General features: G+C 64.3%; 20 protein-coding genes. 12 read left to right on the plus strand and 8 right to left on the minus strand.

Annotated features, from left to right (window positions below):
- Positions 1 to 10 precede the first annotated feature (10 nt).
- Both NKJ93_RS30090 and NKJ93_RS30095 read left to right on the plus strand, forming a co-directional pair.
- The gene (locus NKJ93_RS30090) at positions 11 to 1,033 is read left to right on the plus strand and encodes an AraC family transcriptional regulator (RefSeq protein WP_352592771.1); all 1,023 of its coding nucleotides are present in this window, start codon (positions 11 to 13) and stop codon (positions 1,031 to 1,033) included.
- Positions 1,034 to 1,142: 109 nt separating this feature from the next.
- Complete coding sequence (locus NKJ93_RS30095; RefSeq protein ID WP_352495508.1) at positions 1,143 to 1,970, plus strand: SDR family NAD(P)-dependent oxidoreductase; 828 nt, start codon at positions 1,143 to 1,145, stop codon at positions 1,968 to 1,970.
- A gap of 313 nt (positions 1,971 to 2,283) precedes the next feature.
- Here the strand turns inward: NKJ93_RS30095 and gnd are convergent, their stop codons facing one another.
- The 7 genes from gnd to NKJ93_RS30130 form a co-directional block, all read right to left on the minus strand.
- Positions 2,284 to 3,708: an NADP-dependent phosphogluconate dehydrogenase gene (gene gnd, locus NKJ93_RS30100; RefSeq protein ID WP_352495509.1), complete on the minus strand. Its 1,425-nt coding sequence runs from the start codon at positions 3,706 to 3,708 to the stop codon at positions 2,284 to 2,286.
- 140 nt (positions 3,709 to 3,848) lie between these two features.
- Positions 3,849 to 5,486 carry a copper resistance CopC/CopD family protein gene (locus NKJ93_RS30105; protein WP_502901328.1) on the minus strand — a complete coding sequence of 546 codons (1,638 nt, stop codon included), beginning with the start codon at positions 5,484 to 5,486 and terminating at the stop codon, positions 3,849 to 3,851.
- Between the two features lie 52 nt (positions 5,487 to 5,538).
- Positions 5,539 to 6,057 carry a YcnI family copper-binding membrane protein gene (locus NKJ93_RS30110; protein WP_023721958.1) on the minus strand — a complete coding sequence of 173 codons (519 nt, stop codon included), beginning with the start codon at positions 6,055 to 6,057 and terminating at the stop codon, positions 5,539 to 5,541.
- Positions 6,058 to 6,082: 25 nt separating this feature from the next.
- Positions 6,083 to 6,619, minus strand: a complete 537-nt coding sequence (locus NKJ93_RS30115; protein WP_352483617.1) for a copper chaperone PCu(A)C — start codon at positions 6,617 to 6,619, stop codon at positions 6,083 to 6,085.
- A gap of 99 nt (positions 6,620 to 6,718) precedes the next feature.
- Positions 6,719 to 7,075, minus strand: coding sequence for a DUF2946 family protein (locus tag NKJ93_RS30120; RefSeq protein ID WP_352483618.1), 357 nt, complete (start codon positions 7,073 to 7,075; stop codon positions 6,719 to 6,721).
- A 119-nt stretch (positions 7,076 to 7,194) separates the two neighbouring features.
- Complete coding sequence (locus NKJ93_RS30125; RefSeq protein ID WP_352483619.1) at positions 7,195 to 8,097, minus strand: GntR family transcriptional regulator; 903 nt, start codon at positions 8,095 to 8,097, stop codon at positions 7,195 to 7,197.
- Positions 8,060 to 8,371: a hypothetical protein gene (locus tag NKJ93_RS30130; RefSeq protein WP_352592773.1), complete on the minus strand. Its 312-nt coding sequence runs from the start codon at positions 8,369 to 8,371 to the stop codon at positions 8,060 to 8,062. The genes NKJ93_RS30125 and NKJ93_RS30130 overlap by 38 nt, the downstream gene beginning before the upstream one ends.
- On the opposite strand from NKJ93_RS30130, the gene NKJ93_RS30135 reads away from it, so the two are divergent.
- The 5 genes from NKJ93_RS30135 to NKJ93_RS30155 all read left to right on the plus strand — a co-directional run bounded on the left by NKJ93_RS30135 (position 8,352) and on the right by NKJ93_RS30155 (position 14,891).
- Positions 8,352 to 9,857: a UxaA family hydrolase gene (locus NKJ93_RS30135; RefSeq protein ID WP_352592776.1), complete on the plus strand. Its 1,506-nt coding sequence runs from the start codon at positions 8,352 to 8,354 to the stop codon at positions 9,855 to 9,857. The two genes, NKJ93_RS30130 and NKJ93_RS30135, sit on opposite strands and share 20 nt — an antisense overlap.
- A gap of 331 nt (positions 9,858 to 10,188) precedes the next feature.
- Positions 10,189 to 11,184, plus strand: a complete 996-nt coding sequence (locus NKJ93_RS30140) for an ABC transporter substrate-binding protein (protein WP_023675208.1) — start codon at positions 10,189 to 10,191, stop codon at positions 11,182 to 11,184.
- 105 nt (positions 11,185 to 11,289) lie between these two features.
- Positions 11,290 to 12,843, plus strand: a complete 1,554-nt coding sequence (locus NKJ93_RS30145; protein ID WP_352592779.1) for a sugar ABC transporter ATP-binding protein — start codon at positions 11,290 to 11,292, stop codon at positions 12,841 to 12,843.
- Positions 12,840 to 13,805, plus strand: a complete 966-nt coding sequence (locus tag NKJ93_RS30150) for an ABC transporter permease (protein WP_352483622.1) — start codon at positions 12,840 to 12,842, stop codon at positions 13,803 to 13,805. Before NKJ93_RS30145 ends, NKJ93_RS30150 begins: the two co-directional genes overlap by 4 nt.
- Before the next feature lie 69 nt (positions 13,806 to 13,874).
- Positions 13,875 to 14,891 carry a zinc-binding alcohol dehydrogenase family protein gene (locus NKJ93_RS30155; RefSeq protein ID WP_352592782.1) on the plus strand — a complete coding sequence of 339 codons (1,017 nt, stop codon included), beginning with the start codon at positions 13,875 to 13,877 and terminating at the stop codon, positions 14,889 to 14,891.
- 18 nt (positions 14,892 to 14,909) lie between these two features.
- Here the strand turns inward: NKJ93_RS30155 and phnF are convergent, their stop codons facing one another.
- On the minus strand, positions 14,910 to 15,653 hold the full coding sequence (gene phnF / locus NKJ93_RS30160) for a phosphonate metabolism transcriptional regulator PhnF (RefSeq protein WP_352592785.1): 744 nt from the start codon (positions 15,651 to 15,653) through the stop codon (positions 14,910 to 14,912).
- 134 nt (positions 15,654 to 15,787) lie between these two features.
- Between phnF and phnG the strand changes: the two genes are divergently transcribed.
- The 5 genes from phnG to phnK are packed head-to-tail and all read left to right on the plus strand — an operon-like array spanning position 15,788 to position 19,655.
- The gene (gene phnG, locus NKJ93_RS30165; protein ID WP_352592788.1) at positions 15,788 to 16,249 is read left to right on the plus strand and encodes a phosphonate C-P lyase system protein PhnG; all 462 of its coding nucleotides are present in this window, start codon (positions 15,788 to 15,790) and stop codon (positions 16,247 to 16,249) included.
- The gene (gene phnH, locus NKJ93_RS30170; protein WP_352592790.1) at positions 16,249 to 16,860 is read left to right on the plus strand and encodes a phosphonate C-P lyase system protein PhnH; all 612 of its coding nucleotides are present in this window, start codon (positions 16,249 to 16,251) and stop codon (positions 16,858 to 16,860) included. Before phnG ends, phnH begins: the two co-directional genes overlap by 1 nt.
- 1 nt (position 16,861) lies before the next feature.
- On the plus strand, positions 16,862 to 17,974 hold the full coding sequence (locus tag NKJ93_RS30175) for a carbon-phosphorus lyase complex subunit (RefSeq protein ID WP_352592793.1): 1,113 nt from the start codon (positions 16,862 to 16,864) through the stop codon (positions 17,972 to 17,974).
- Positions 17,971 to 18,882 carry an alpha-D-ribose 1-methylphosphonate 5-phosphate C-P-lyase PhnJ gene (locus NKJ93_RS30180; protein ID WP_352483628.1) on the plus strand — a complete coding sequence of 304 codons (912 nt, stop codon included), beginning with the start codon at positions 17,971 to 17,973 and terminating at the stop codon, positions 18,880 to 18,882. The genes NKJ93_RS30175 and NKJ93_RS30180 overlap by 4 nt, the downstream gene beginning before the upstream one ends.
- Positions 18,879 to 19,655: a phosphonate C-P lyase system protein PhnK gene (gene phnK / locus NKJ93_RS30185; protein WP_140536281.1), complete on the plus strand. Its 777-nt coding sequence runs from the start codon at positions 18,879 to 18,881 to the stop codon at positions 19,653 to 19,655. Before NKJ93_RS30180 ends, phnK begins: the two co-directional genes overlap by 4 nt.
- Positions 19,656 to 19,684 lie beyond the last annotated feature (29 nt).

A 19,684-nucleotide genomic window follows, 5' to 3' on the forward strand; every position in this document is an offset into this window, starting at 1 on the left:
AAAGACTGCCATGACACGGCTACCAATCGACAGATGCAAAGTCCCACAGGCCTTTTGGCGCGCTGTAGAGCGGGCTGGCATCTCACCAGCGGCATTGTTGAGGCAAGCTCGGTTGCCTGCGACCCTCCACATTTCCGAAGACGCTTGGGTCAATACCGCTCAATACTTCGAACTCTGGCAAGCACTGGAGGAGCTATCGGGCGACCCTGCGATCGGGCTGCATATCACAGTTGCGGCAGATACATCGGTCCATCCCCCCGCGACCATGTCGGCCTTCTTCGCCAAGGATTTCCGTGACGGCCTCAACCGTCTTGCCAGGTTCAAGCGGCTTTGCACCCCGGAAGAGCTGCACGTGATAGAACGTGATGGTGAGGCTTTTGTCAGCTTCGACTGGATCCACGCCGTTGGCACGGAGCCTGACGTAGCGGTCGATGTGACGTTTGCAGCAATCCTTGAACTGGGACGACGCGGAACAGGTCGTCACATCGTCCCGCTGCGAGTGGACATGACCCGAAAAGGCCCGACGACCCGAGCGCACAAGGAGTACCTCGGAGCGCCAATAACCTTCGGGGCGCCCAAGAACCAGCTGGTGCTGCGTGCCGATGATCTGGATCGACCGTTCGCTGGGCACAACCCCGAGCTGCTCGCCATCCTTACACCGGCACTGTTGGCCTCGCTCGACGAGATCGATGCGCAAAGCTCGTTGCCAGAACAAGTGAAGATTGTCCTGAAGCGGCGGTTGGCCAGCGGCAAGCCCGAACTATCGGACGTGGCCAACGTCCTGGGGATGAGCGAACGCACGCTGCAGCGCCGTATTTCGGAATCTGGGACAAGTTTCAGGCTGCTACTGGAGGCTTCCCGCCAGGAACTCGGTCGCGAAATGCTGGCCAGCGGCGCGAACGCGGCTGATGAGATTGCCTATCTATTAGGGTATCAGGATACCAGCTCGTTCTATCGCGCCTTCCGCGAATGGGAAGGTGTCACCCCCGCACGGTGGCGCGAGCAGAACACCGAGGCCTCTCGCCTAAACTAGAGATTGGCGCCCATCGCCAGTTTTCTGTCGCAACCTGCAAATGAATTCGACAGGGGGCCTGCCTACCTCAAGAGAAGTGCCCAATGGCACGCAACCATGAGGTAGATCGATGTCGAAAGTCTGGTTCATTACAGGCGCCAACCGTGGCTTTGGTCGAGTGTGGGCGGAAGCCGCACTCGAGCGCGGCGACAGGGTTGCCGCGACGAGCCGGCAGCCTGAGGCCTTGCAGGATCTCGTCACTCAATTCCGCGATGCGGTCCTGCCCCTGCGGCTGGATGTGACCGATCGCGCCGCCGCAATTGCCGCTGTCGGACAGGCTGCCAAAACATTTGGTGGTCTCGACGTTGTCGTCAACAATGCGGGCTACGGCCTTTTCGGTGCGGTCGAAGAAGTCACGGAGCAGCAGGTGCGCGATCAGCTCGAAGTGAATTTCTTCGGTGTGCTGAACGTCACGCAGGCTGTCTTGCCCATCCTGCGCAAGCAGGGGCATGGCCATATCATCCAGGTGTCCAGCATCGGTGGCCTGATGTCCTACCCCAATCTGGGGGCCTATCACGCCTCCAAGTGGGCGGTCGAAGGCCTCACCGAGTCGCTGGCGCAGGAGGTTGCCCCGTTCGGCATCAAAGTGACCTTGGTGGAACCGGGCGGCTATGCCACCGACTGGGGCAGGGGCTCGGCCGTCCACGCCAACCCGGCGCCGCAGTATGACCCTCTGCGCCGTGGCCAGGCAGACATCTGGGCCAACCTGCCCGCGGAGTTCATTGGCGAACCGACGGCGACGGGTCCGGCGATCCTGCAGGTCGTCGATGCCGCCGAGCCCCCGACCCGGATCTTTTTCGGGCTCACCCCAACCAAGACCATCGTGGATATCTACGCCAAGCGCCTCCAGACCTGGAAGGATTGGGAGGCGGTTTCGATCGCGGCCAACGGCCACTGAAGCAGCAGCCTGCGGGGCCTGCCGATTGGCGGCCCCGCACAGGTCAAACGACCGCCACTGACCGCTTCCAATCGGGCATTGAGGTAGCTCCAACGTTCGCCTCCGCTTCGTTTCGTCCTGCGCGGGTCACGCTTTTTTCGTGGTCGGATAGCGGCGCGCGCCGAAGCTGCCACAAGCATTGGTCGGATCGGCTCGGGGTGCCTTGCTTTTGGACGCGCTATGATGCGCAGCAGACAGTTGCGGCGTTGCCCCGGCGAAAGAACGGCAGCTATTGGGAAGTCGCCGAGGCGGCTTGGACGGCCGAAATAGGGCGCTAACCCGCCGCCCCACTCCCCCATGGGCCATGGAAAGCGCCCTGCCCGTCGATGCGCTCGAAGCCGTGCGCGCCGAAGAAATCGCGTTGCGCCTGGATCAGGTTCGAAGTGCCGCGGCCCTGCCGGTAACTGTCGAAATAGGCAAGTGCCGATGACAGGGCCGGCACCGGCGAGCCGGCTTCGGCTGCCCTTGCCACGACACGGCGAAGCGACGGATGTGCCTCCTGCATCAATGAAACGAAAGCCGCCGCCATCAACAGGTTGGTGGCTGCGCCGCCGGCGCCGAAGGCCTCCGCCATTGTATCCAGCAATTGCGAGCGGATGATGCAGCCGGCCCGCCAGATCTTGGCGATGACCGGCATCGGCAGGTTCCAGTTGAATTCCTTCGACGCGCCGCTCATCACCGCGAAGCCTTGCGCGTAGGCGGCGATCTTGCCGGCAAACAGCGCCAGCTCGAGATCGCCGAGCAGCGCGTCCCTGTCCCCAGAAATCTTGCTCACGCCGCCGCCATAGACCTTTTCGGCGGCAAGCCGCTCGTCCTTGATCGACGACAGCACGCGGGCCGCCACCGCCGCTTCGATTGCGGTGGCCGGGATGCCGAGCTGCTGCGCCTCGATCACCGACCATTTGCCGGTGCCTTTCTGGCCGGCGCGGTCGAGAATGATGTCGACCACCGGTTTGCCGGTCTTGGGGTCGTCGGCGGCCAGCACCTTGGCGGTGATCTCGATCAGGTACGAGTTGAGCCTGCCCGTGTTCCACTGGGAAAACACCTCAGTGATCTCTTTCGGCCCCATGCCTAGCCCGTCACGCAAGATGCCGTAGATCTCGGCGATCATCTGCATATCGGCATATTCGATGCCGTTGTGGATGGTCTTGACGAAATGGCCGGCGCCGTCGGTGCCAAGCCACGCCGCGCAAGGCTCGCCCTTGAACTTGGCCGAGATTGCGGTCAGCACTCTTTCGACGCGCCTCCAGGACTCTTCGGTGCCGCCGACCATGATCGAGGGACCGTGGCGTGCGCCCTCCTCGCCGCCGGACACGCCCATGCCGATGAAGGTCAGGCCCGAATCGGTAAGCTCCGAGAAGCGCCGCATCGTATCGCGGAAATTGGCATTACCGGCGTCGATGACGATGTCGTTGGCCGACAGCACGCCGCGCAATGCCGTGATCTGCTCGTCGACCGGCTTGCCGGCCAGCACCATGATGATGATCGGCCGCGGCGGCCGGATCGCGGCGGCCAGTTCCTCGAGGCTATAGCAGGGCACCACCCTGTCTCTGAGCGCGCCGGCATTTTCGACAAAGGCATCGGTGCGCGCCGCGGTGCGGTTGAAGACGGCGATGCGGTGCCCCTTCTCGGCGATATTGAGCGCCAGGTTGGAGCCCATCGTGCCAAGGCCGATCAGGCCGATTTCGGCTTTTTCCATCGTTTCTTCCCTGCTTTCGGATCTTGTTGGTTTGAGCCCGCGATTGGGTTGGATGCCCATTCTTGATGACGATGATTGACGGGCCTTCAAGGCCGCGTCAACCGTCTCGCCGAATTGTGTTGCGCAGACCAGCGCCGTCTTCATGGCCGGATATCGATCGGCGCTTCGATCTTCACCATCTCGAAATCCGAGACCAGGATATCGAGCCGCGCTGTCCACCGGCCGGCGACCGGAATGACGAGATCGTCGACGCGCCAGGTGCCGTCGCCGGGCTTCGTCGCAGGGCGTTTTATCGGCTCGATGCCGGAATCGGGCTTTGACAGCACCAGCGTCACCTGCTTGGCGTCGAGCGGGCCGAAATCGCCGCTCATGATGAAGATCGAAGCAGCAACAGGTCCGGTGTGGCCGGGCGCAATGCTGAGATCGGCCATCGCTTGCTGCGTGTGGATATGCACCGATGCCGGCTGTGCCGCGGCGATTGCCAGCGCCCGCGGCGGCGGCGTGAAGCGCCAGCCGGCGCCAACTCCGAAGATCGCCACCACGATCAGCACCTCGATGGCGATCGAGCGGGCCAGCCGCCGCTGGACTTCCGTATTTCCTGCCTCGGCCGAGGCCGTGAGCTTGAAGCGGTTGACGGCGGCGAGCGTGAACAGAAAGACGAGCAGCACGAGCTTGAGCAGCAGCAGCCGGCCATAAGCGGTGTGGACCAGCGCCGACGGCGTTTGCACCTGGATGACGGCGAGCACGATGCCGGCTGCCGCAAGCACGGCCACGACGAACAGGATCGCTCGCGAAAACCGTCGCAGCAATGGCCCGGCTTTGGCCGGCTGCCGTTTCAAGGCAAGACCAAGCGGCGCCAGCGCCCCGGCCCAGACGGCGATACCAGTTCCGTGCAGAAACACCATCGGCCTGGTCAGCCATTGCGGCTCGGCGGCACTGGCATGCCCGCTGGCGGCAAGTGCTGCGCCGACGCCAGCCAGTCCGGCCAAGGCGAGCGGCTTTGCGTCGGCGGGCGGCACGACCAGCGATAATAGGCTGAGGCCGAGCGCCATCAGCGCGATCAGCACCGTCCAGCCGAAGCTGGTGCCCAGCCCGGTCTGCCAGATGACCGGCTGCGCCAGCCGGGCAAGCGGCGCGCCAAGCGCATCCAGCCCCTGCAGGCCGAGCGACAGCGTTGCGGCGGCCAGCCCGCACAGGATTGCCGCGACGATCAGGCGCTGGCCGGATCGCCCGCCTTGCGCCAGCCAGGCCAGCGCAAAGGCACCCCCGACGCCGAAAAACAGGCCGATATATAGAAAAATCTTGCCGATCCAGAACGCCGTTCGAAGCACCCGGTCGACGGCTTCGGAGGCGGCCGGCGCAGCACTCGGTGCGCCGACCGAGAACAGCACCGAGCCGCCGACCGGATGCCCGTCGGCGGAGATCACTCGCCAGCTCAGCACATGCGTGCCGGATGTCAGCGCCTGCGGATTGTCGATCTCGACGGTCTGGCCGCTGAGCTGGAAAGAGCTCAGCGGGACCGCCGTGCCGTCGGGCCGCACCAGCGTCAGCACCAGCGGCGAAACCGGCTCGCTGAAGGTCAGCGACATCTGCGACGGGCTCTGCGCCAGCACCGCACCGTCAGCCGGCTCGGCCTTGATCAGCGCCGCATGGGCGAAGGCCGGATCAGGCATGGCAATTACGGCGAGCAGCACGATGGCGGCGAGCAGGCCAGCCACAAGCCGGCCAGAATGGTTGCCGGCCATGCAAGCTCGCCGCAGGAAGGATGCCGCGCTCATCTCACCGCCAAGAGCAGCGGCGCGCTCATCCGCCAAAGCGCGCCGCTGGAGCTCACTTCTTCGGCAGCAGCTTGAGGCCGGGCGCCGGAAATTCCAGCGCGTCCTCAGCCTGCCCGACCGCCGGAATTTCAATCCAGCGATCGGCGACGCCGTCACATTCCTGCACCACCGGGAAATGCAGCGTCTGGCCTGCCGGCAGGTCGGACGCCAGTGTCGTGCGAAAGACGAATTCGTCGTAGAATTCGTCCGGCAGGCTGCCGGCGCTCCAGTCGACCTCCTTGACGCCGCTGGTCACTGCCTGGCCGTAGAGCTGGTAGGACTTCTCGTATTTGCCGTTCTTGACCTGCAGCGTCCAGCCCGGCTTCGGCATCGGTTTGACCGAGAGCACCCCTTCCGGGATCTGCACGCGCAAGGCGGTCGTTGCCTTGCCCTCGCAGCCATGCGGCACCCGAAGAACCGCCTTGTAGGTCGAGCCGACCGCCGCCTCCGGCGTTTCGAGCGTGATGTGGGCGAAGGCCGCGCTGGTCCCGAGAACAAGAAGCACGCAGCCGGGCAAAAGAGATTTCTTCATGATGGTACCTCTCGAAGCGGCCAAGTCAGTCGTCGTCCTGGGGTGCCGCACTGCCGATGCCTTGCACGGCGAATTCAATCTGCACGGGCCCGGCTTTCTCGAAGGTCAGCGTGGCGGAGAACATTTCGCCCTCCTTGGGCCGCCGCTTCAAATCCATGAACATCAAATGATAGCCCTTAGGCGCCAGCGCGACCTTGCCGCCGGCCGGGATTTCGAGGCCGCCGGTGACCGGCCGCATGGTCATGACGCCATTGCTGACGCCCATCTCGTGCAGTTCGGCCTTAACCGAAATGTCGGAGGTGATCGACAGCAGGCGATCCGGCGCACTGCCGGTGTTGGTGATGGTGAAGTAGCCGCCGGCTACCTTGGCGCCGGCTGGCGTGGCGCGCGACCAGGGGTGCCCGATCTCGAGACCGCCAAGCTTGAACTCATGTGCCAACACCGTCTGGGCGTTGGCGAACAGGAGGGCAAGAACGCAAAGGGCGACGCCGAGACGCTGCTCGAAACTACCCAGTGAGAAGCGCCTGCGGCTGGATGCGGCAGCGCGAAAAGAGTGAGACATGATTGCTCCGTGGATTTTAAGAGATCGCGCCGATGCCGGTCGCGAACGATGTCGATAAACGCGCCGGCCCAGGGTGTGCGCGGCGCAAACCAGAACGGATCAGGCCGTCGCCGGTGGTGCGCGCGGATTGGACGGAGTGCGGGCGCGGGCGAAATCGCGATGCCGGAAGGCCGGCAGGAAAAAGGCGATGGTTTCGACGGAAGGGCTGCGAGACAGGCTCCCGGTGGCATCGGGCGGCGCGTAGACCGCCGAAACGAGGTTGCAGCCAAGCATGCAGCAAGCCGGCATGTGCTGCTGATGCGGATCCCCGGCCGGGAGTTGCGCCGCACCGTCATGGGTGCAGATCGTGTTGCCGAAAGCATCGAATTGCGAGGCGTTCGGCTCGATGCCGGAAGCAAACGCGCCGAACATCGACTGGAGCACGAAAAGCCAGGCCGCGGCGAACGCGACCGGCATGCTCCATCGTCTCCGGCGTATGGTCAAGAACCAGCCTCTTCACGCAGCAACGTCAGCTCTCTAGCACGGAGCCGGCGGCCGGAAAATCGCCAAAACGTTGCTGCGGCAACGCAACACAATCACGCGCGCAGCGGCTGCCTGCCCTCCGGGATCGACGTCAGCAGCGTGTGGCGGGCCGATTTCAGGTGCTTGCGGCAGGCGGCGTCGACCTTGGCGAGATCGCGCGATTTGAGCGCGGCGATATAGGCGAGATGCTCCTGGACCGCGACTTCGTTGCGCTCGCGCTCCTGCGCCTTGTTCCACTGGTAGTGGTAGTGGAAGATCATGGCGATGACGTCGTAGAAATCGACGATGAAGCGGTTGTGCGAGGCGCGGTGGATCAGCCGGTGAAAGCGCTCGTCGAGCTCGGAGAACGCGTTGAAGCGCACGGCGATCTCGCGCGCCAGCAGGCGATGCTCGTCTTCCAGGCTGTCGAGGTCGGCCCAGACCGGGCTGTCCTCGGGCAGAGCGGCAAAGGCGGCGGCCGAGCGCAGTTCGAACATCTCGCGGATTTCGGTCAGCTCCAGCGCGAAGGCGCGGGTAAAGCCTTTCAGCACCCAATGACTGTTGCGGCGCTTCTCGATCAGGCCGAAGCGCGAGAAGCGGATCAGGAATTCGCGCACGCTGGTGGTGCCGACGCCGATCTCGCGCGCCAGTTCGAGTTCGTTGATCTGCATGCCGGCCTCGGCGCCACCGGCAAGCAGCCGCCGCATGAAGGAGCGTTCGATGATCTCGGCCAGCGTGTCGGTCTCTTCCTCGGGAAAAAAATCGTCCGGCCGCGGCTCGCGCAGAACCGTCTTGCTGCGCTTGTTCCAATCGATCAGCCCGGTCTCTTCCATGCGGGCAAGGATGGTGCGGACGGTCGTGCGGCTGACGCCGAGCAGCGTGCCCAGCTCCGGCTCCGAAGGCAGGCTCCTGGTTTCGTCGAGCAGCCTAAGACCGCGATTATAGGCGTCCTTGTAAACGTTGTTGCTCTTCGACATCCCTGCCCCGTGGCGCATCGGCGTTTGCGGCCAGTGTGAAGCGTTTCTCGCGCATGAAACCGGTACCTTTTCGGAAAACATCATGCGCAACGCTAGTTTTAGTTGTAGAGCCTACTTCTCGCATCCAAAGACGCGTCGCGCTCTGGCGAAAAAACAATTGACGCAAAAATGTTTTTTCACGATAAAAGACATTATATGTTAAGAGCCGCGTGTCAATCCGCTCGCGCACCCAGGAACACACCCAGGAAGCTCCCGTGAACGCCGCAAACAGCATTCTTCTGTCTCCCGCCGACAATGTCGCGGTCGCCAATGGCCGCATCGAGATCGGCACCGTGCTGCCGGGCGGCGCCGTCGTCGCCGCAGTGATCGAGCCGGGCCACAAAGTGGCGATCAAGCCGATTGCGGCCGGCGAGGCCGTGGTCAAATACGCCCAGGCGATCGGCCGCGCCACGCAAGACATCGCGCCCGGCGAGCATGTCCATTCGCACAATCTGGTCTTCGAAAGCGGGCGTTTGCCGGTGGTGCCGCCGAGCGAGGCTGTGCATGCGACCGAGGCCGATCGCGCCCGCACCTTCATGGGCTACCGCCGCGCCGATGGCCGCGCCGGCACGCGCAATTTCATCGGCATTCTCGCCAGCGTCAATTGCTCGGCCACCGTCTGCCATGCCATCGCCGACGCCGCGAACCGCACGCTTTTGCCGCAATATCCCGGCATCGACGGCTTCGTCCCGATCGTCCACGGCCAGGGCTGCGGCATGAGCGCCACCGGCGACGGCATGATGGTGCTGCATCGCACGCTGGCCGGCTATGCCCGTCACCCGAATTTCGGCGGCGTGCTGATGGTCGGGCTCGGCTGCGAGGTCAACCAGCTCACCCTCTACGGCCAGAAGGGCGTTGCCGCGGGAAAACGTCATTTCAACATCCAGGAAGCCGGCGGCTCGCGCAAATCGGTCGAGAAGGCGTTGGTCGTGCTGGCCGAGATCGCCGAGGAGGTCGGCAAGCTTCAGCGTGAGCCGATCCCGGTCAGCGAGATCGTCGTCGGCCTGCAATGCGGCGGCTCCGACGGCATGTCCGGCATCACCGCCAATCCGGCGCTGGGTGCCGCGGTCGACATTTTGGCCGGCGTCGGCGGTGTCGGCATCCTCTCCGAGACGACGGAGATCTACGGCGCCGAGCACCTGCTCGCCTATCGCGCCGCAACCCCCGAGATCGCCGCCAAGCTCGACGGTTATGTGAAATGGTGGGAAGACCACGTCGCCAAGCATGGCGCATCGATTGACAACAATCCCTCGCCGGGTAACAAGCGCGGCGGCCTGACCACCATCCTGGAAAAGTCGCTCGGCGCGGTCGCCAAGGGCGGCCAGACGCCGCTCAACGGCGTCTTCGGCTATGCCGAAAAGGTCACCGGGCACGGGCTGGTGTTCATGGACACGCCCGGCTACGACCCGGTCTCGGCCACCGGCCAGGTGGCGGGCGGCGCCAATGTCATCGTCTTCACCACAGGCCGCGGCTCCTGCTTCGGCTGCCGGCCGACGCCGTCGATCAAGGTCGCCAGCAACTCGACCATGTATCACACGATGGAAGAGGACATGGACGTGAATTGCGGCGTCATCGCCTCGGGCGAAAAGACCATCGCCGGCATGGGCCGCGAGATCTTCGAACTGATCGTCGAGACAGCTTCGGGCCGCAAGACCAAGAGCGAGGAATTCGGCTACGGCGACAACGAGTTCGTGCCGTGGCACCTCGGTGCGACGCTCTAAGCCGGACCGCTCGCGACAGTCGCGAACACCTGACGTGATCGCCAGGTGTCGCAGTTCGTACATCCCCGAAAAAAGAATGAACATTCCATATTGACTGAGTGATGGAATTAATATTCCATGCAACATATTGGAGGAGATTGGCAGCGGAGTTCCGAGGGAGCAAGCTTTCCCACCCAGCCATTCGAGCGGCCATCAAACATCGCTTGCGCCGACCGAGGTGATGCACTATCAAAATGCGGTAAATGTTTTTTATTGATAAAGTTCCGTTCGGGCCGCGCCATCCGAATGGAGCTTCCGTAACATTCACCGGGCGACTTAGGGAGGACTCCTAATGAAATTCGTGACCAGCATTCTCAATCGCCGCGCCTTCGTGGCACTCGCAGCCGCCTCGATGCTTGCCGGCGTGATGCACTCGGCCCCGGCATCCGCGGCCGACGCGACCATTCCGATCATCGTTAAGGACACCACGTCCTTCTACTGGCAGATCGTTCTGGCCGGCGCCCGCAAGGCCGGCAAGGATCTCGGCGTCAACGTGCCGGAGCTCGGCGCCCAGGCCGAGACCGACGTCAACGGCCAGATCTCGATCCTCGAAAATGCCGTCGCCGGTAACCCGGCCGCCGTCGTCATCGCGCCGACCGAAGCCAAGGCGCTCGGCAAGCCGATCGACGAGGCCGCCACCAAGGTCAAGATCATCGGTATCGACTCTGGCGCCGACTCCAAGGCCTTCACCTCGTTCCTGACCACCGACAACATCCAGGGCGGCCGCGTTGCCGCTGACGGCCTTGCCGCAGCCATCGGCGAAGCCAATGGCGGCAAGGTCGAGGGCGACGTCGCCCTGATCACCGCTCTTCCGGGCGCCGGCTCGCTCGAACAGCGCGCCCAGGGTTTTAAGGAACAGCTCGCCGCCAAATATCCGGGCCTCAAGCTGGTCGCCGACAAATACGCCGACGGCCAGGCCACCACCGGCCTCAACATCGCCACCGACCTGATCACCGCCAACCCCAACCTCAAGGGCATCTTCGCCTCCAACCTGATCATGGCGCAGGGCGTCGGTCAGGCGATCGCCGAGAACAGTCTGGCCGGCAAGGTCGGGCTTGTCGGTTTCGACAGCGACGAGAAGCTGATCAAGTTCCTCAACGACGGCGTCATCTCGGCGCTCGTCGTTCAGGATCCGTACCGGATGGGCTATGACGGCATCAAGACGGCGCTCGCCGCCTCGAAGGGCGAGAAGGTCGAGGCCAATGTCGACACCGGCGCCAATTTGGTTACCAAGGCCAACATGAAGGATCCGAAGATCGACGCGCTGCTCAACCCGAAGCTCGACTGAGCATAGCCGCAAGTGAACTGTTTCCGGGGCCTTTTTCGCCCCGGAAACATCCCACTCGTGCCAATCGCGAGGCCAATCTTTGGGGGCCAATCTGGGAGGATTGTCATGATGTCGACGGCGCAGGAACTCCATCCGGCCCCAACGCTTGAACCGGGCAGGACCATCCTCGAACTCCGCGGGCTGGAAAAGCGCTATCCCGGCACCCACGCGCTGAAGCCGGTCGACCTCGCCTTCAAGGCCGGCGAGATCCACGCCATCGTCGGCGAGAACGGCGCCGGCAAATCCACCCTGATCAAGCTTCTGACCGGCGTCATGCCGCGCACCTCCGGCGACGTCATCTGGGAGGGCAAGCCTGCCGCATTGGCGACGCCGCATGAGGCGATGGCGCTCGGCATCAATGCCGTGCATCAGGAAGTCGTCCTATGCCGCCATCTCACCGTCGCCGCCAACATGTTCCTCGGCGAGGAGGATTCCCGCTTCGGCATCCTGCAGCAGCGGGCGATGGTCAGGCAGGCGCAGAAGATCATCGACGATCTCGGCTTCGACCTGCCGGCGCATGTCATGCTGGGTGACCTGACCATCGGCCAGCAGCAGTTGATCGCCGCCGCCCGCGCCACGGTGCGCGGCACCAAATTCCTGATCTTCGACGAGCCGACCGCCTATCTTACCCGCAAGGAGGCCGACCAGCTGTTCACGCTGATCCGCCGGCTGAAGGGCGAAGGCGTCACCATCATCTACATCAGCCATCGCATGGAAGAAGTGTTCGAGCTCGCCGACCGCGTCTCGGTGCTGCGCGACGGCACGCTGGTCGGCACCAGGAATATCGCCGAGACCAATGACGCCGAGCTGGTCAAGATGATGATCAACCGCTCGATCGAGCAGGTCTACCACAAGGAGCATTTCACCCCGGGCGCGATGCTTGTAGAAACCAGGAATCTCTCCGGCAAGGGTTTCGAAAATGTCTCGATGTCCGTCCGCGCCGGCGAGATCGTCGGCCTCTACGGCCTGATCGGCGCCGGCCGCAGCGAGTTCGTCACCACGCTCTATGGCCGCCACCGCAAATCGGGCGGCCAGATCCTCTGGGAGGGCAAGGAGGTCAAGGTCAATTCAGAACACGACGCGATCAGGCTCGGCATGGCGCTGGCCCCGGAAAGCCGCCGCGACCAGGGCCTCTGCCTCAACCTGCCGGTCGGGCTCAACCTCAATCTGCCGATCTACAAGCGCATCTCGAGCAATCTGCTGATCTCCCGTGCGCAGGAAAAAGCCCAGGCCGATCGCCAGATCGCCGACCTGCGCATCAAGACGCCGACGCGAAGTGCGCTGGCCTCCAGCCTGTCCGGCGGCAATCAGCAGAAGATCGTCATCGGCAAATGGCTCGCGCACGGCGCCAAGCTGTTCATCTTCGACGAGCCGACCGTCGGCGTCGATGTCGGCACCAAGGCCGAGATCTACCGCCTGTTTGGCGCGCTGCTATCCAAGGGCGCCGGCATCATCCTGATCTCGTCCTACCTGCCCGAGGTCTATGAGCTCGCCGACACGCTGCATGTGTTCCGGCGCGGCAAGCTGGTGGCCACGCATGGGTTTCGTACCGCTGACCACGAGGAGATCCTCACCCAGGCGCTGGCCGAGAAACAAGAAAGACCGGGAGGACGGATATGAGCACCGAGGCGATCGCTGCCGAAAGGCCGAAACGCAACTACAACGCCCTGTTCGGGCTGACACTGCTGGCACTGCTGGTTCTTTTGTGGATCATCTTGTCGGTGGCGACGCCGAGCTTCGCCTCGGCCAACAACATCTCGAACCTGTTGCGGCAAGGGTCGATGATCGCCATCCTGGCGGTCGGCCAGACCTTCGTCATCATCACCGGCGGCATCGACCTTTCCGTCGGCGCCGTTGTCGGCTTCGCCACCGTCATCGTCGCGATGCTGATCAACGCCGGCACACCGGTTTTCCTAGCCATCCTGATTACCTTGCTGGTCGGCGTCGCCATTGGCATGTTCCATGGCTTCGGCATCGTCAAGATGGGCTTGCCACCCTTCATCATCACCCTGGCGACGCTGACCTCGCTGCGTGGCATCGGCCTGTTGATGACCAACGGCAACTCGATCTCGATCAACAACGACGCCTTCCAGACGTTCTCGCGCAGTTCCTTCGTCGGCGTCCCCAATCTGTTCTGGATGGTGATCCTGGTCGGCATTCCGGCCTACATCTTCCTGCACCACAGCCGCTGGGGCCGCTACCTGTTCTCGGTCGGCTCCAACGCCGAGGCATCGCGTCTGTCGGGCGTCAACGTCCAGCGCACAATCTACATGGCCTATACATTGTCGGGGCTGTGTGCGGCCTTCGTCGGCGTGCTGCTCGCGTCGCGCATCGGCATCGGCAATCCGACGCAGGCCGAGGGCTGGGAATTGCAGGCGATCGCTTCTTCGGTGATCGGCGGCACGTCGCTGTTCGGCGCTGTCGGCTCCGTGCACGGGCCGCTGCTCGGCGCCTTCATCCTTGCCACCATCAACAACGGCGCCAATCTGCTCAACGTCAACGCCTTCTGGCAGCGCATCATCACCGGCGTGCTGATCATCGTCATCGTCTATTTCGACGGGCTGCGCCGCCGCGGCAAATAGATCGCCCCTAACAGCCGCCGGCCTCGCAACAGCAGAGCCGGCGGTGCCATGAACCGACTGGATTGAAGCATGAAAGCCGTCGTCTGCCGCTCGCCCGGCGAACTTGTCCTCGAAGATCGCCCGGCGCCTGGCGCGCCGCCCTCGGGCTGGGCGCTGGTCGCGGTCAGTCATGTCGGCATCTGCGGCACCGATTATCACATTTTTGAAGGCAAGCACCCGTTCCTCGCCTATCCCCGCATCATGGGCCATGAAGTCTCGGGGACCGTGCTGGAGACCGGCCAAGGCGTCGATCTGGCAATAGGCGAAGCGGTGATCGTCAATCCCTATCTCGCCTGCGGCAAATGCATCGCCTGCCGGCAAGGCAAGCCGAACTGCTGCGTCAGGATCGAGGTGCTCGGCGTCCATCGCGACGGCGCCATGTGCGAGCAGATCCTGGTGCCGGCGCAAAATCTTTATCCGGCAAACGGCCTGTCGCTGGCCGATGCGGCCGCCGTCGAATTCCTGGCGATCGGGGCGCATGCGGTGCGGCGCTCGCTGGCTCAATCGGGCGCGCGTACCCTGGTCATCGGCGCCGGCCCGATCGGCCTCGGCACGGCGCTGTTCGCCCGCATCGCCGGGCTCGACGTGACGCTGCTCGACATGAGTGCCGAGAGGCTGGGTTTCGCCGAAAGCGAACTCGGCTTCGCGACCCTCAACGGCTCGCAGGGCGCCGCCGCTGATCTGGTGCGGCAGGCGACCGACGGCGATGGTTTTGACGCGGTCTTCGACGCCACCGGCAACACCCAGTCGGTGCAGTCGGCCTTCGCCCATGTCGCGCATGGCGGCACGCTGGTGCTGGTCAGCGTCGTCAAGGACGACATCGCCTTTTCCGATCCCGAATTCCACAAGCGCGAGATGATGCTGATCGGCAGCCGCAACGCTCTGCGCGCCGATTTCGACCATGTCGCCGCTTCAATCCGCAACGGTGCGGTGCCGCTGGCAAAGCTAGTCACCCACCGCACCATGCTTGGCGAGACGCCGCGCGACCTCGCCCGCTGGGCACATGAGAAATCCGGGCTGATCAAGGCGGTCATCCAGGTCGGATGACACAACGATAGCCGCGTCTCAAAGCGCCGACAGTTTGAGTTCGATCCGCTCGGCCGGGAAGCGCGACTCCGAAAACTGGATCGGCTGACCGTCGGGCGTGACGTTGACGGCGACCGTCACCAGCACGATGGCGCCGGGCTGCAGGTCGAGGTCGGCAAGGTCGGCGGCATCGGCATGGCGCGCCGACAGCACGGTCGATTGCCGGAGATAGTCGTCGATGCCGAAACGTGCCAGCGATGCCGTGATCGAACCGGTTTCTGCCATAGCGGCATCGATGCCGGCAAAGCGCCTGGCATCGAACCAGCCGGCAGCGCGGGACACCGGCATTCCATCGGCTTCGCCGCGCGTTTCCAGGCGTATCACGTCGGCCCCCTGCACAAGGCCTAAGCCCTCTGCGACACGACGGTTGGCCGGCTCCACCGACGACGCGAGCAAGGTGATATGCCGCTCTGACGCCTGTCCTTGCAATCCCTCGGAAAAGCGGGTGCGGGCGCCGATCGGATAGGACAGCCGCTTTCGCGACAGCACGAAGGTGCCACGCCCTTGCTCCGCCTTGAGCACACCCTCCTGCACCAGCGCTGCGATAGCGCTGCGCACCGTATGGCGGTTGACGCCATAGCGTTCGGCAAGTGCCACCTCCGGCGGCAGCGCGGCATTCTCGGGAAAATCGCCGACGGCGATCGAGTGCAGGATCTGGTCGGCGATCTGCCGCCATAGCGCGACACCGCTGCGCCGCTCGATGCTGTTGGCCTGCCCGATCATTTCCCGCCCCAATCTTTGCGCCGACCTTTTGGCCCGTGTCACGTACACGTCATAGACACGCGCTAGATAATAGATATAATTTGTATAGTTGTCTATATCAATAGACAAATGCACGCGAACGAGGAGCACCGGCCATGCGAGGACGGGAAGCGCGAGAGCAGGCCGAGCGCAAGGCCGTAATGGCGACGCTGGCGCAATCGGCCGGCGACGACATTGTCCGCCTCTGGGACGAAGCCGGCCTGCCTTGCGAAGCAGAACTTCTACGTGGCCCCGAAGCCGGCCTGGTGACCGTGCGCGGCCGCATTGGCGGTGGCGGCGCGCCGTTCAATGTCGGCGAGGCGACGGTCACCCGCGCCACGGTGCGGCTTGCGTCCGGCCATGTCGGCCACTGCTACGCGCTTGGTCGCGACAAGCAGAAGGCAAGGCTGGCGGCAATCGCCGACGCGCTCTGGCAGGATCCGGCCCACCGCAACGAGGTCGAGACCAGGATCGTCGCGCCCTTGCAAGCCGCACTGGCCAAGGCGCGTGACCAGCGCCGCGCAGAGACGGCGGCGACCAAGGTCGATTTCTTCACCATGGTACGCGGGGAAGACTGATGGACATCGCCACTCAATCCATTGAGGGCGGCTTCGCCGATCCGGTATTCAACGCGCAGACCGTATTCCGCGCCGTCATGGACGCGATGGCGCGGCCGGGCAGCGTGCAGCCGCTGCCGGCCCTCGCCCACCCCCCGGCGCCGCTGTCGGCCATCGCCGGCGCCATTGCTCTGGCGCTGTGCGACAACGACACGCCGCTCTGGCTCGACCCGGCTTTGCAGGGGTCGGCGGCGGTGAAATCCTGGCTTGGCTTCCATACCGGCGCGCCGCTGGCCAACACCCCGGCCGACGCGCATTTCGCGCTGATTGCCACGCCGGCCGAGATGATGGCGCTCGACGGGTTTTCGCAAGGCACCCAGGATTATCCCGATCGTTCGACGACGCTGATCCTTGAGGTCGGCGATCTCGTCTCCGGCGCTCCGCTGCTGCTCGAAGGCCCGGGCATCGAGAAGACGGCGACGATCGCGCCGGCGCAAATGCCGCGTCATTTCGTCGAGCAATGGAAGCAGAACAATCAACGCTTTCCGCGGGGTGTCGACATCATCCTCGCCACGTCCGACGCAATTGCCTGCCTGCCGCGCACGACGCGCATTAAGACGATGGAGGCGTAGGATGTATGTCGCGGTAAAAGGCGGTGAAGCAGCCATCCGCAACGCCCACAAATTGCTCGCCGACCGCCGGCGCGGCGATCGCTCGGTGCCCGCACTTCGGCTCGACCAGATCGTCGAGCAGCTGGCGCTCGGCGTCGACCGGGTGATGAGCGAAGGTTCGCTCTACGACAGGGAATTGGCGGCACTCGCCATCGTCCAGGCGCGCGGCGACATGATCGAGGCGATCTTCCTGGTTCGCGCCTATCGCACGACGCTGCCGCGTTTCGGCTATACCAGGGCGATCGAAACCGGCTCGATGCTGGTCGAACGGCGCGTGTCGGCGACCTACAAGGACCTGCCCGGCGGGCAGTTGCTCGGCCCGACTTTCGACTACACCCACCGGTTGCTCGATCCCGAGCTTGCCGCCGGCGGCGAAGTCGCCGAACCGGAGCAGCGTGCAGGCGAAGCGGAGGCGATGCCGCGCGTCGCGGCCATCCTCGCTCGCGAAGGCCTGATCGAGCCCGACGGCGACATGCCCGGGGATCATGTCCCCGGCGACATCACCCGCGAGCCGCTCGAATTCCCGATGGCGCGTGATATCCGCCTGCAGGCGCTGTCGCGCGGTGACGAGGGGTTTCTGCTGGCGCTCGGCTATTCCACCCAGCGCGGCTATGCGCGCAACCATCCTTTCGTCGGCGAGGTTCGTATCGGCGAGGTCGAACTGGAACTGGACGTGCCGGAACTGCCCTTTGCCGTGCCGCTCGGCAGCATCCGCGTCACCGAATGCCAGATGGTCAACCAGTTCAAGGGCTCGGCCAAGGCGCCGCCGCAATTCACCCGCGGGTACGGCCTCGTCTTCGGCCAGAGCGAGCGCAAGGCGATGGCCATGGCGCTATGCGACCGCGCTCTTCGTGCAACCGAATTCGGCGAAGATGTCGTCGCCGCCGCGCAAGACGAAGAGTTCGTCATCTCGCATTCCGACAATGTCCAGGCGACCGGCTTCGTCGAGCATTTGAAGCTGCCACACTATGTTGATTTTCAGGCCGAGCTCGACCTCGTGCGCCGCATGCGCGCCGCGCACGACGCCCGCGAAAACGCCGGCAAGGCCGACGAGAAAAGGCAGGCCGCGGAATGACCGGACAACCGACCGACATCGCCACCTACAACTTCGCCTATCTCGACGAGCAGACCAAGCGGATGATCCGCCGCGCCATCCTCAAGGGCATCGCCATCCCCGGCTATCAGGTGCCGTTCGCCTCGCGCGAGATGCCGATGCCCTATGGCTGGGGCACCGGCGGCGTCCAGGTCACGGCGTCGATCATCGGACCGGACGATGTTCTCAAGGTCATCGACCAGGGCGCCGACGACACCACCAATGCCGTCTCGATCCGCGCCTTCTTCAAGAAGGTCGCCAATGTCGCGGTCACCACCGAGACGGCCAAGGCGACCATCATCCAGACCCGCCATCGCATCCCTGAACATCCGCTGAGTGCCGGTCAGGTGCTGGTCTATCAGGTGCCGATCCCCGAGCCGCTGCGCTTCCTCGAGCCGCGCGAAACGGAGACGCGCAAAATGCATGCGCTTGAGGAATACGGCCTCATGCATGTGAAGCTCTACGAGGACATCGCCAGGCACGGCCGCATCGCCACCACCTATGCCTACCCGGTCAAGGTCGAAGGCCGCTATGTGATGGATCCGTCGCCGACGCCGAAATTCGACAATCCCAAGATGCACCGTTCGCCGGCTCTGCAGTTGTTCGGCGCCGGCCGCGAAAAACGCATCTATGCGCTGCCGCCCTTTACCGAGGTGGTCAGCCTCGACTTCGAGGATCATCCCTTCGAAGTGCAGACCTTCGACCAGCCCTGCGCGCTGTGCGCGGCCGAGAACGTCTATCTCGACGAGGTCATCCTCGACGACCATGGCGGCCACATGTTCGTCTGCTCCGACACCGATTATTGCGAGAAGCGGCGCGCCGAAGGCCACCGCGGCCATCTCGCGCCCGAGACCCATCTTGCCCCAGGAAAAATGGAGCCGGCTGAATGACCGACGAACCGCTGCTGCGCGTTTCGGCGCTGTCCAAATTCTACGGCTCGCGCGTCGGCTGCGAGAACGTCACCTTTGATCTGTGGCCGGGCGAAGTGCTGGCGGTGGTCGGCGAATCCGGTTCCGGCAAGACGACTTTGCTCAACTGCCTGTCGACTCGGCTGCTGCCCTCTTCCGGCACCGCCAGCTACCGCATGCGCGACGGCCAGTTCCGTGAGCTTTACCGCATGAGCGAGGCCGAGCGCCGCTTCCTGATGCGCACCGACTGGGGCTTTGTCCATCAGAACCCCGCCGACGGGCTGCGCATGACGGTGTCGGCCGGCGCCAATGTCGGCGAACGGCTGATGGCGGTCGGCGACCGCCACTATGGCAGGATCCGCGCGACGGCGGTCGACTGGCTGTCGCGCGTCGAGATCGACGAGGACCGCATCGACGACGAGCCGCGCGCCTTCTCCGGCGGCATGCGCCAGCGCCTGCAGATCGCCCGCAACCTGGTCACAGGGCCGCGGCTGGTGTTCATGGACGAGCCGACCGGTGGCCTCGACGTTTCGGTACAGGCACGCCTGCTCGATCTGCTGCGGGGGCTGGTCACCGATCTCGGCCTGGCGGCCATCGTCGTCACCCACGATCTCGCCGTGGCGCGGCTGTTGTCGCAGCGCATGATGGTGATGAAGGACGGCCGTGTTGTCGAAAGCGGCCTCACCGACCGCGTCCTCGACGATCCGCGCGCGCCCTACACCCAGTTGCTTGTCTCCTCGATTCTGCAGGTGTGACGATGATTGCTCCGGCGTACCCCCCTCTG

Origin of the sequence: Mesorhizobium sp. M0028, assembly GCF_040323855.1 — a bacterium.
In the GTDB taxonomy this organism is placed as follows: Bacteria; Pseudomonadota; Alphaproteobacteria; order Rhizobiales; family Rhizobiaceae; genus Mesorhizobium.

Bases quoted from the DNA above. Each gene is read 5' to 3' on its own strand.
- NKJ93_RS30115 (WP_352483617.1), bottom strand. From the start codon at position 6,619: ATGTCTCACTCTTTTCGCGCTGCCGCATCCAGCCGCAGGCGCTTCTCA.
- NKJ93_RS30110 (WP_023721958.1), bottom strand. From the start codon at position 6,057: ATGAAGAAATCTCTTTTGCCCGGCTGCGTGCTTCTTGTTCTCGGGACC.
- phnG (WP_352592788.1), top strand. From the start codon at position 15,788: ATGCGAGGACGGGAAGCGCGAGAGCAGGCCGAGCGCAAGGCCGTAATG.
- NKJ93_RS30145 (WP_352592779.1), top strand. From the start codon at position 11,290: ATGATGTCGACGGCGCAGGAACTCCATCCGGCCCCAACGCTTGAACCG.
- NKJ93_RS30175 (WP_352592793.1), top strand. From the start codon at position 16,862: ATGTATGTCGCGGTAAAAGGCGGTGAAGCAGCCATCCGCAACGCCCAC.
- phnF (WP_352592785.1), bottom strand. From the start codon at position 15,653: ATGATCGGGCAGGCCAACAGCATCGAGCGGCGCAGCGGTGTCGCGCTA.
- NKJ93_RS30130 (WP_352592773.1), bottom strand. From the start codon at position 8,371: ATGCTGTTTGCGGCGTTCACGGGAGCTTCCTGGGTGTGTTCCTGGGTG.
- NKJ93_RS30090 (WP_352592771.1), top strand. From the start codon at position 11: ATGACACGGCTACCAATCGACAGATGCAAAGTCCCACAGGCCTTTTGG.
- gnd (WP_352495509.1), bottom strand. From the start codon at position 3,708: ATGGAAAAAGCCGAAATCGGCCTGATCGGCCTTGGCACGATGGGCTCC.
- NKJ93_RS30180 (WP_352483628.1), top strand. From the start codon at position 17,971: ATGACCGGACAACCGACCGACATCGCCACCTACAACTTCGCCTATCTC.
- phnH (WP_352592790.1), top strand. From the start codon at position 16,249: ATGGACATCGCCACTCAATCCATTGAGGGCGGCTTCGCCGATCCGGTA.
- NKJ93_RS30120 (WP_352483618.1), bottom strand. From the start codon at position 7,075: ATGCCGGTCGCGTTCGCCGCGGCCTGGCTTTTCGTGCTCCAGTCGATG.
- NKJ93_RS30095 (WP_352495508.1), top strand. From the start codon at position 1,143: ATGTCGAAAGTCTGGTTCATTACAGGCGCCAACCGTGGCTTTGGTCGA.
- phnK (WP_140536281.1), top strand. From the start codon at position 18,879: ATGACCGACGAACCGCTGCTGCGCGTTTCGGCGCTGTCCAAATTCTAC.
- NKJ93_RS30150 (WP_352483622.1), top strand. From the start codon at position 12,840: ATGAGCACCGAGGCGATCGCTGCCGAAAGGCCGAAACGCAACTACAAC.
- NKJ93_RS30155 (WP_352592782.1), top strand. From the start codon at position 13,875: ATGAAAGCCGTCGTCTGCCGCTCGCCCGGCGAACTTGTCCTCGAAGAT.
- NKJ93_RS30140 (WP_023675208.1), top strand. From the start codon at position 10,189: ATGAAATTCGTGACCAGCATTCTCAATCGCCGCGCCTTCGTGGCACTC.
- NKJ93_RS30105 (WP_502901328.1), bottom strand. From the start codon at position 5,486: ATGAGCGCGGCATCCTTCCTGCGGCGAGCTTGCATGGCCGGCAACCAT.
- NKJ93_RS30125 (WP_352483619.1), bottom strand. From the start codon at position 8,097: ATGTCGAAGAGCAACAACGTTTACAAGGACGCCTATAATCGCGGTCTT.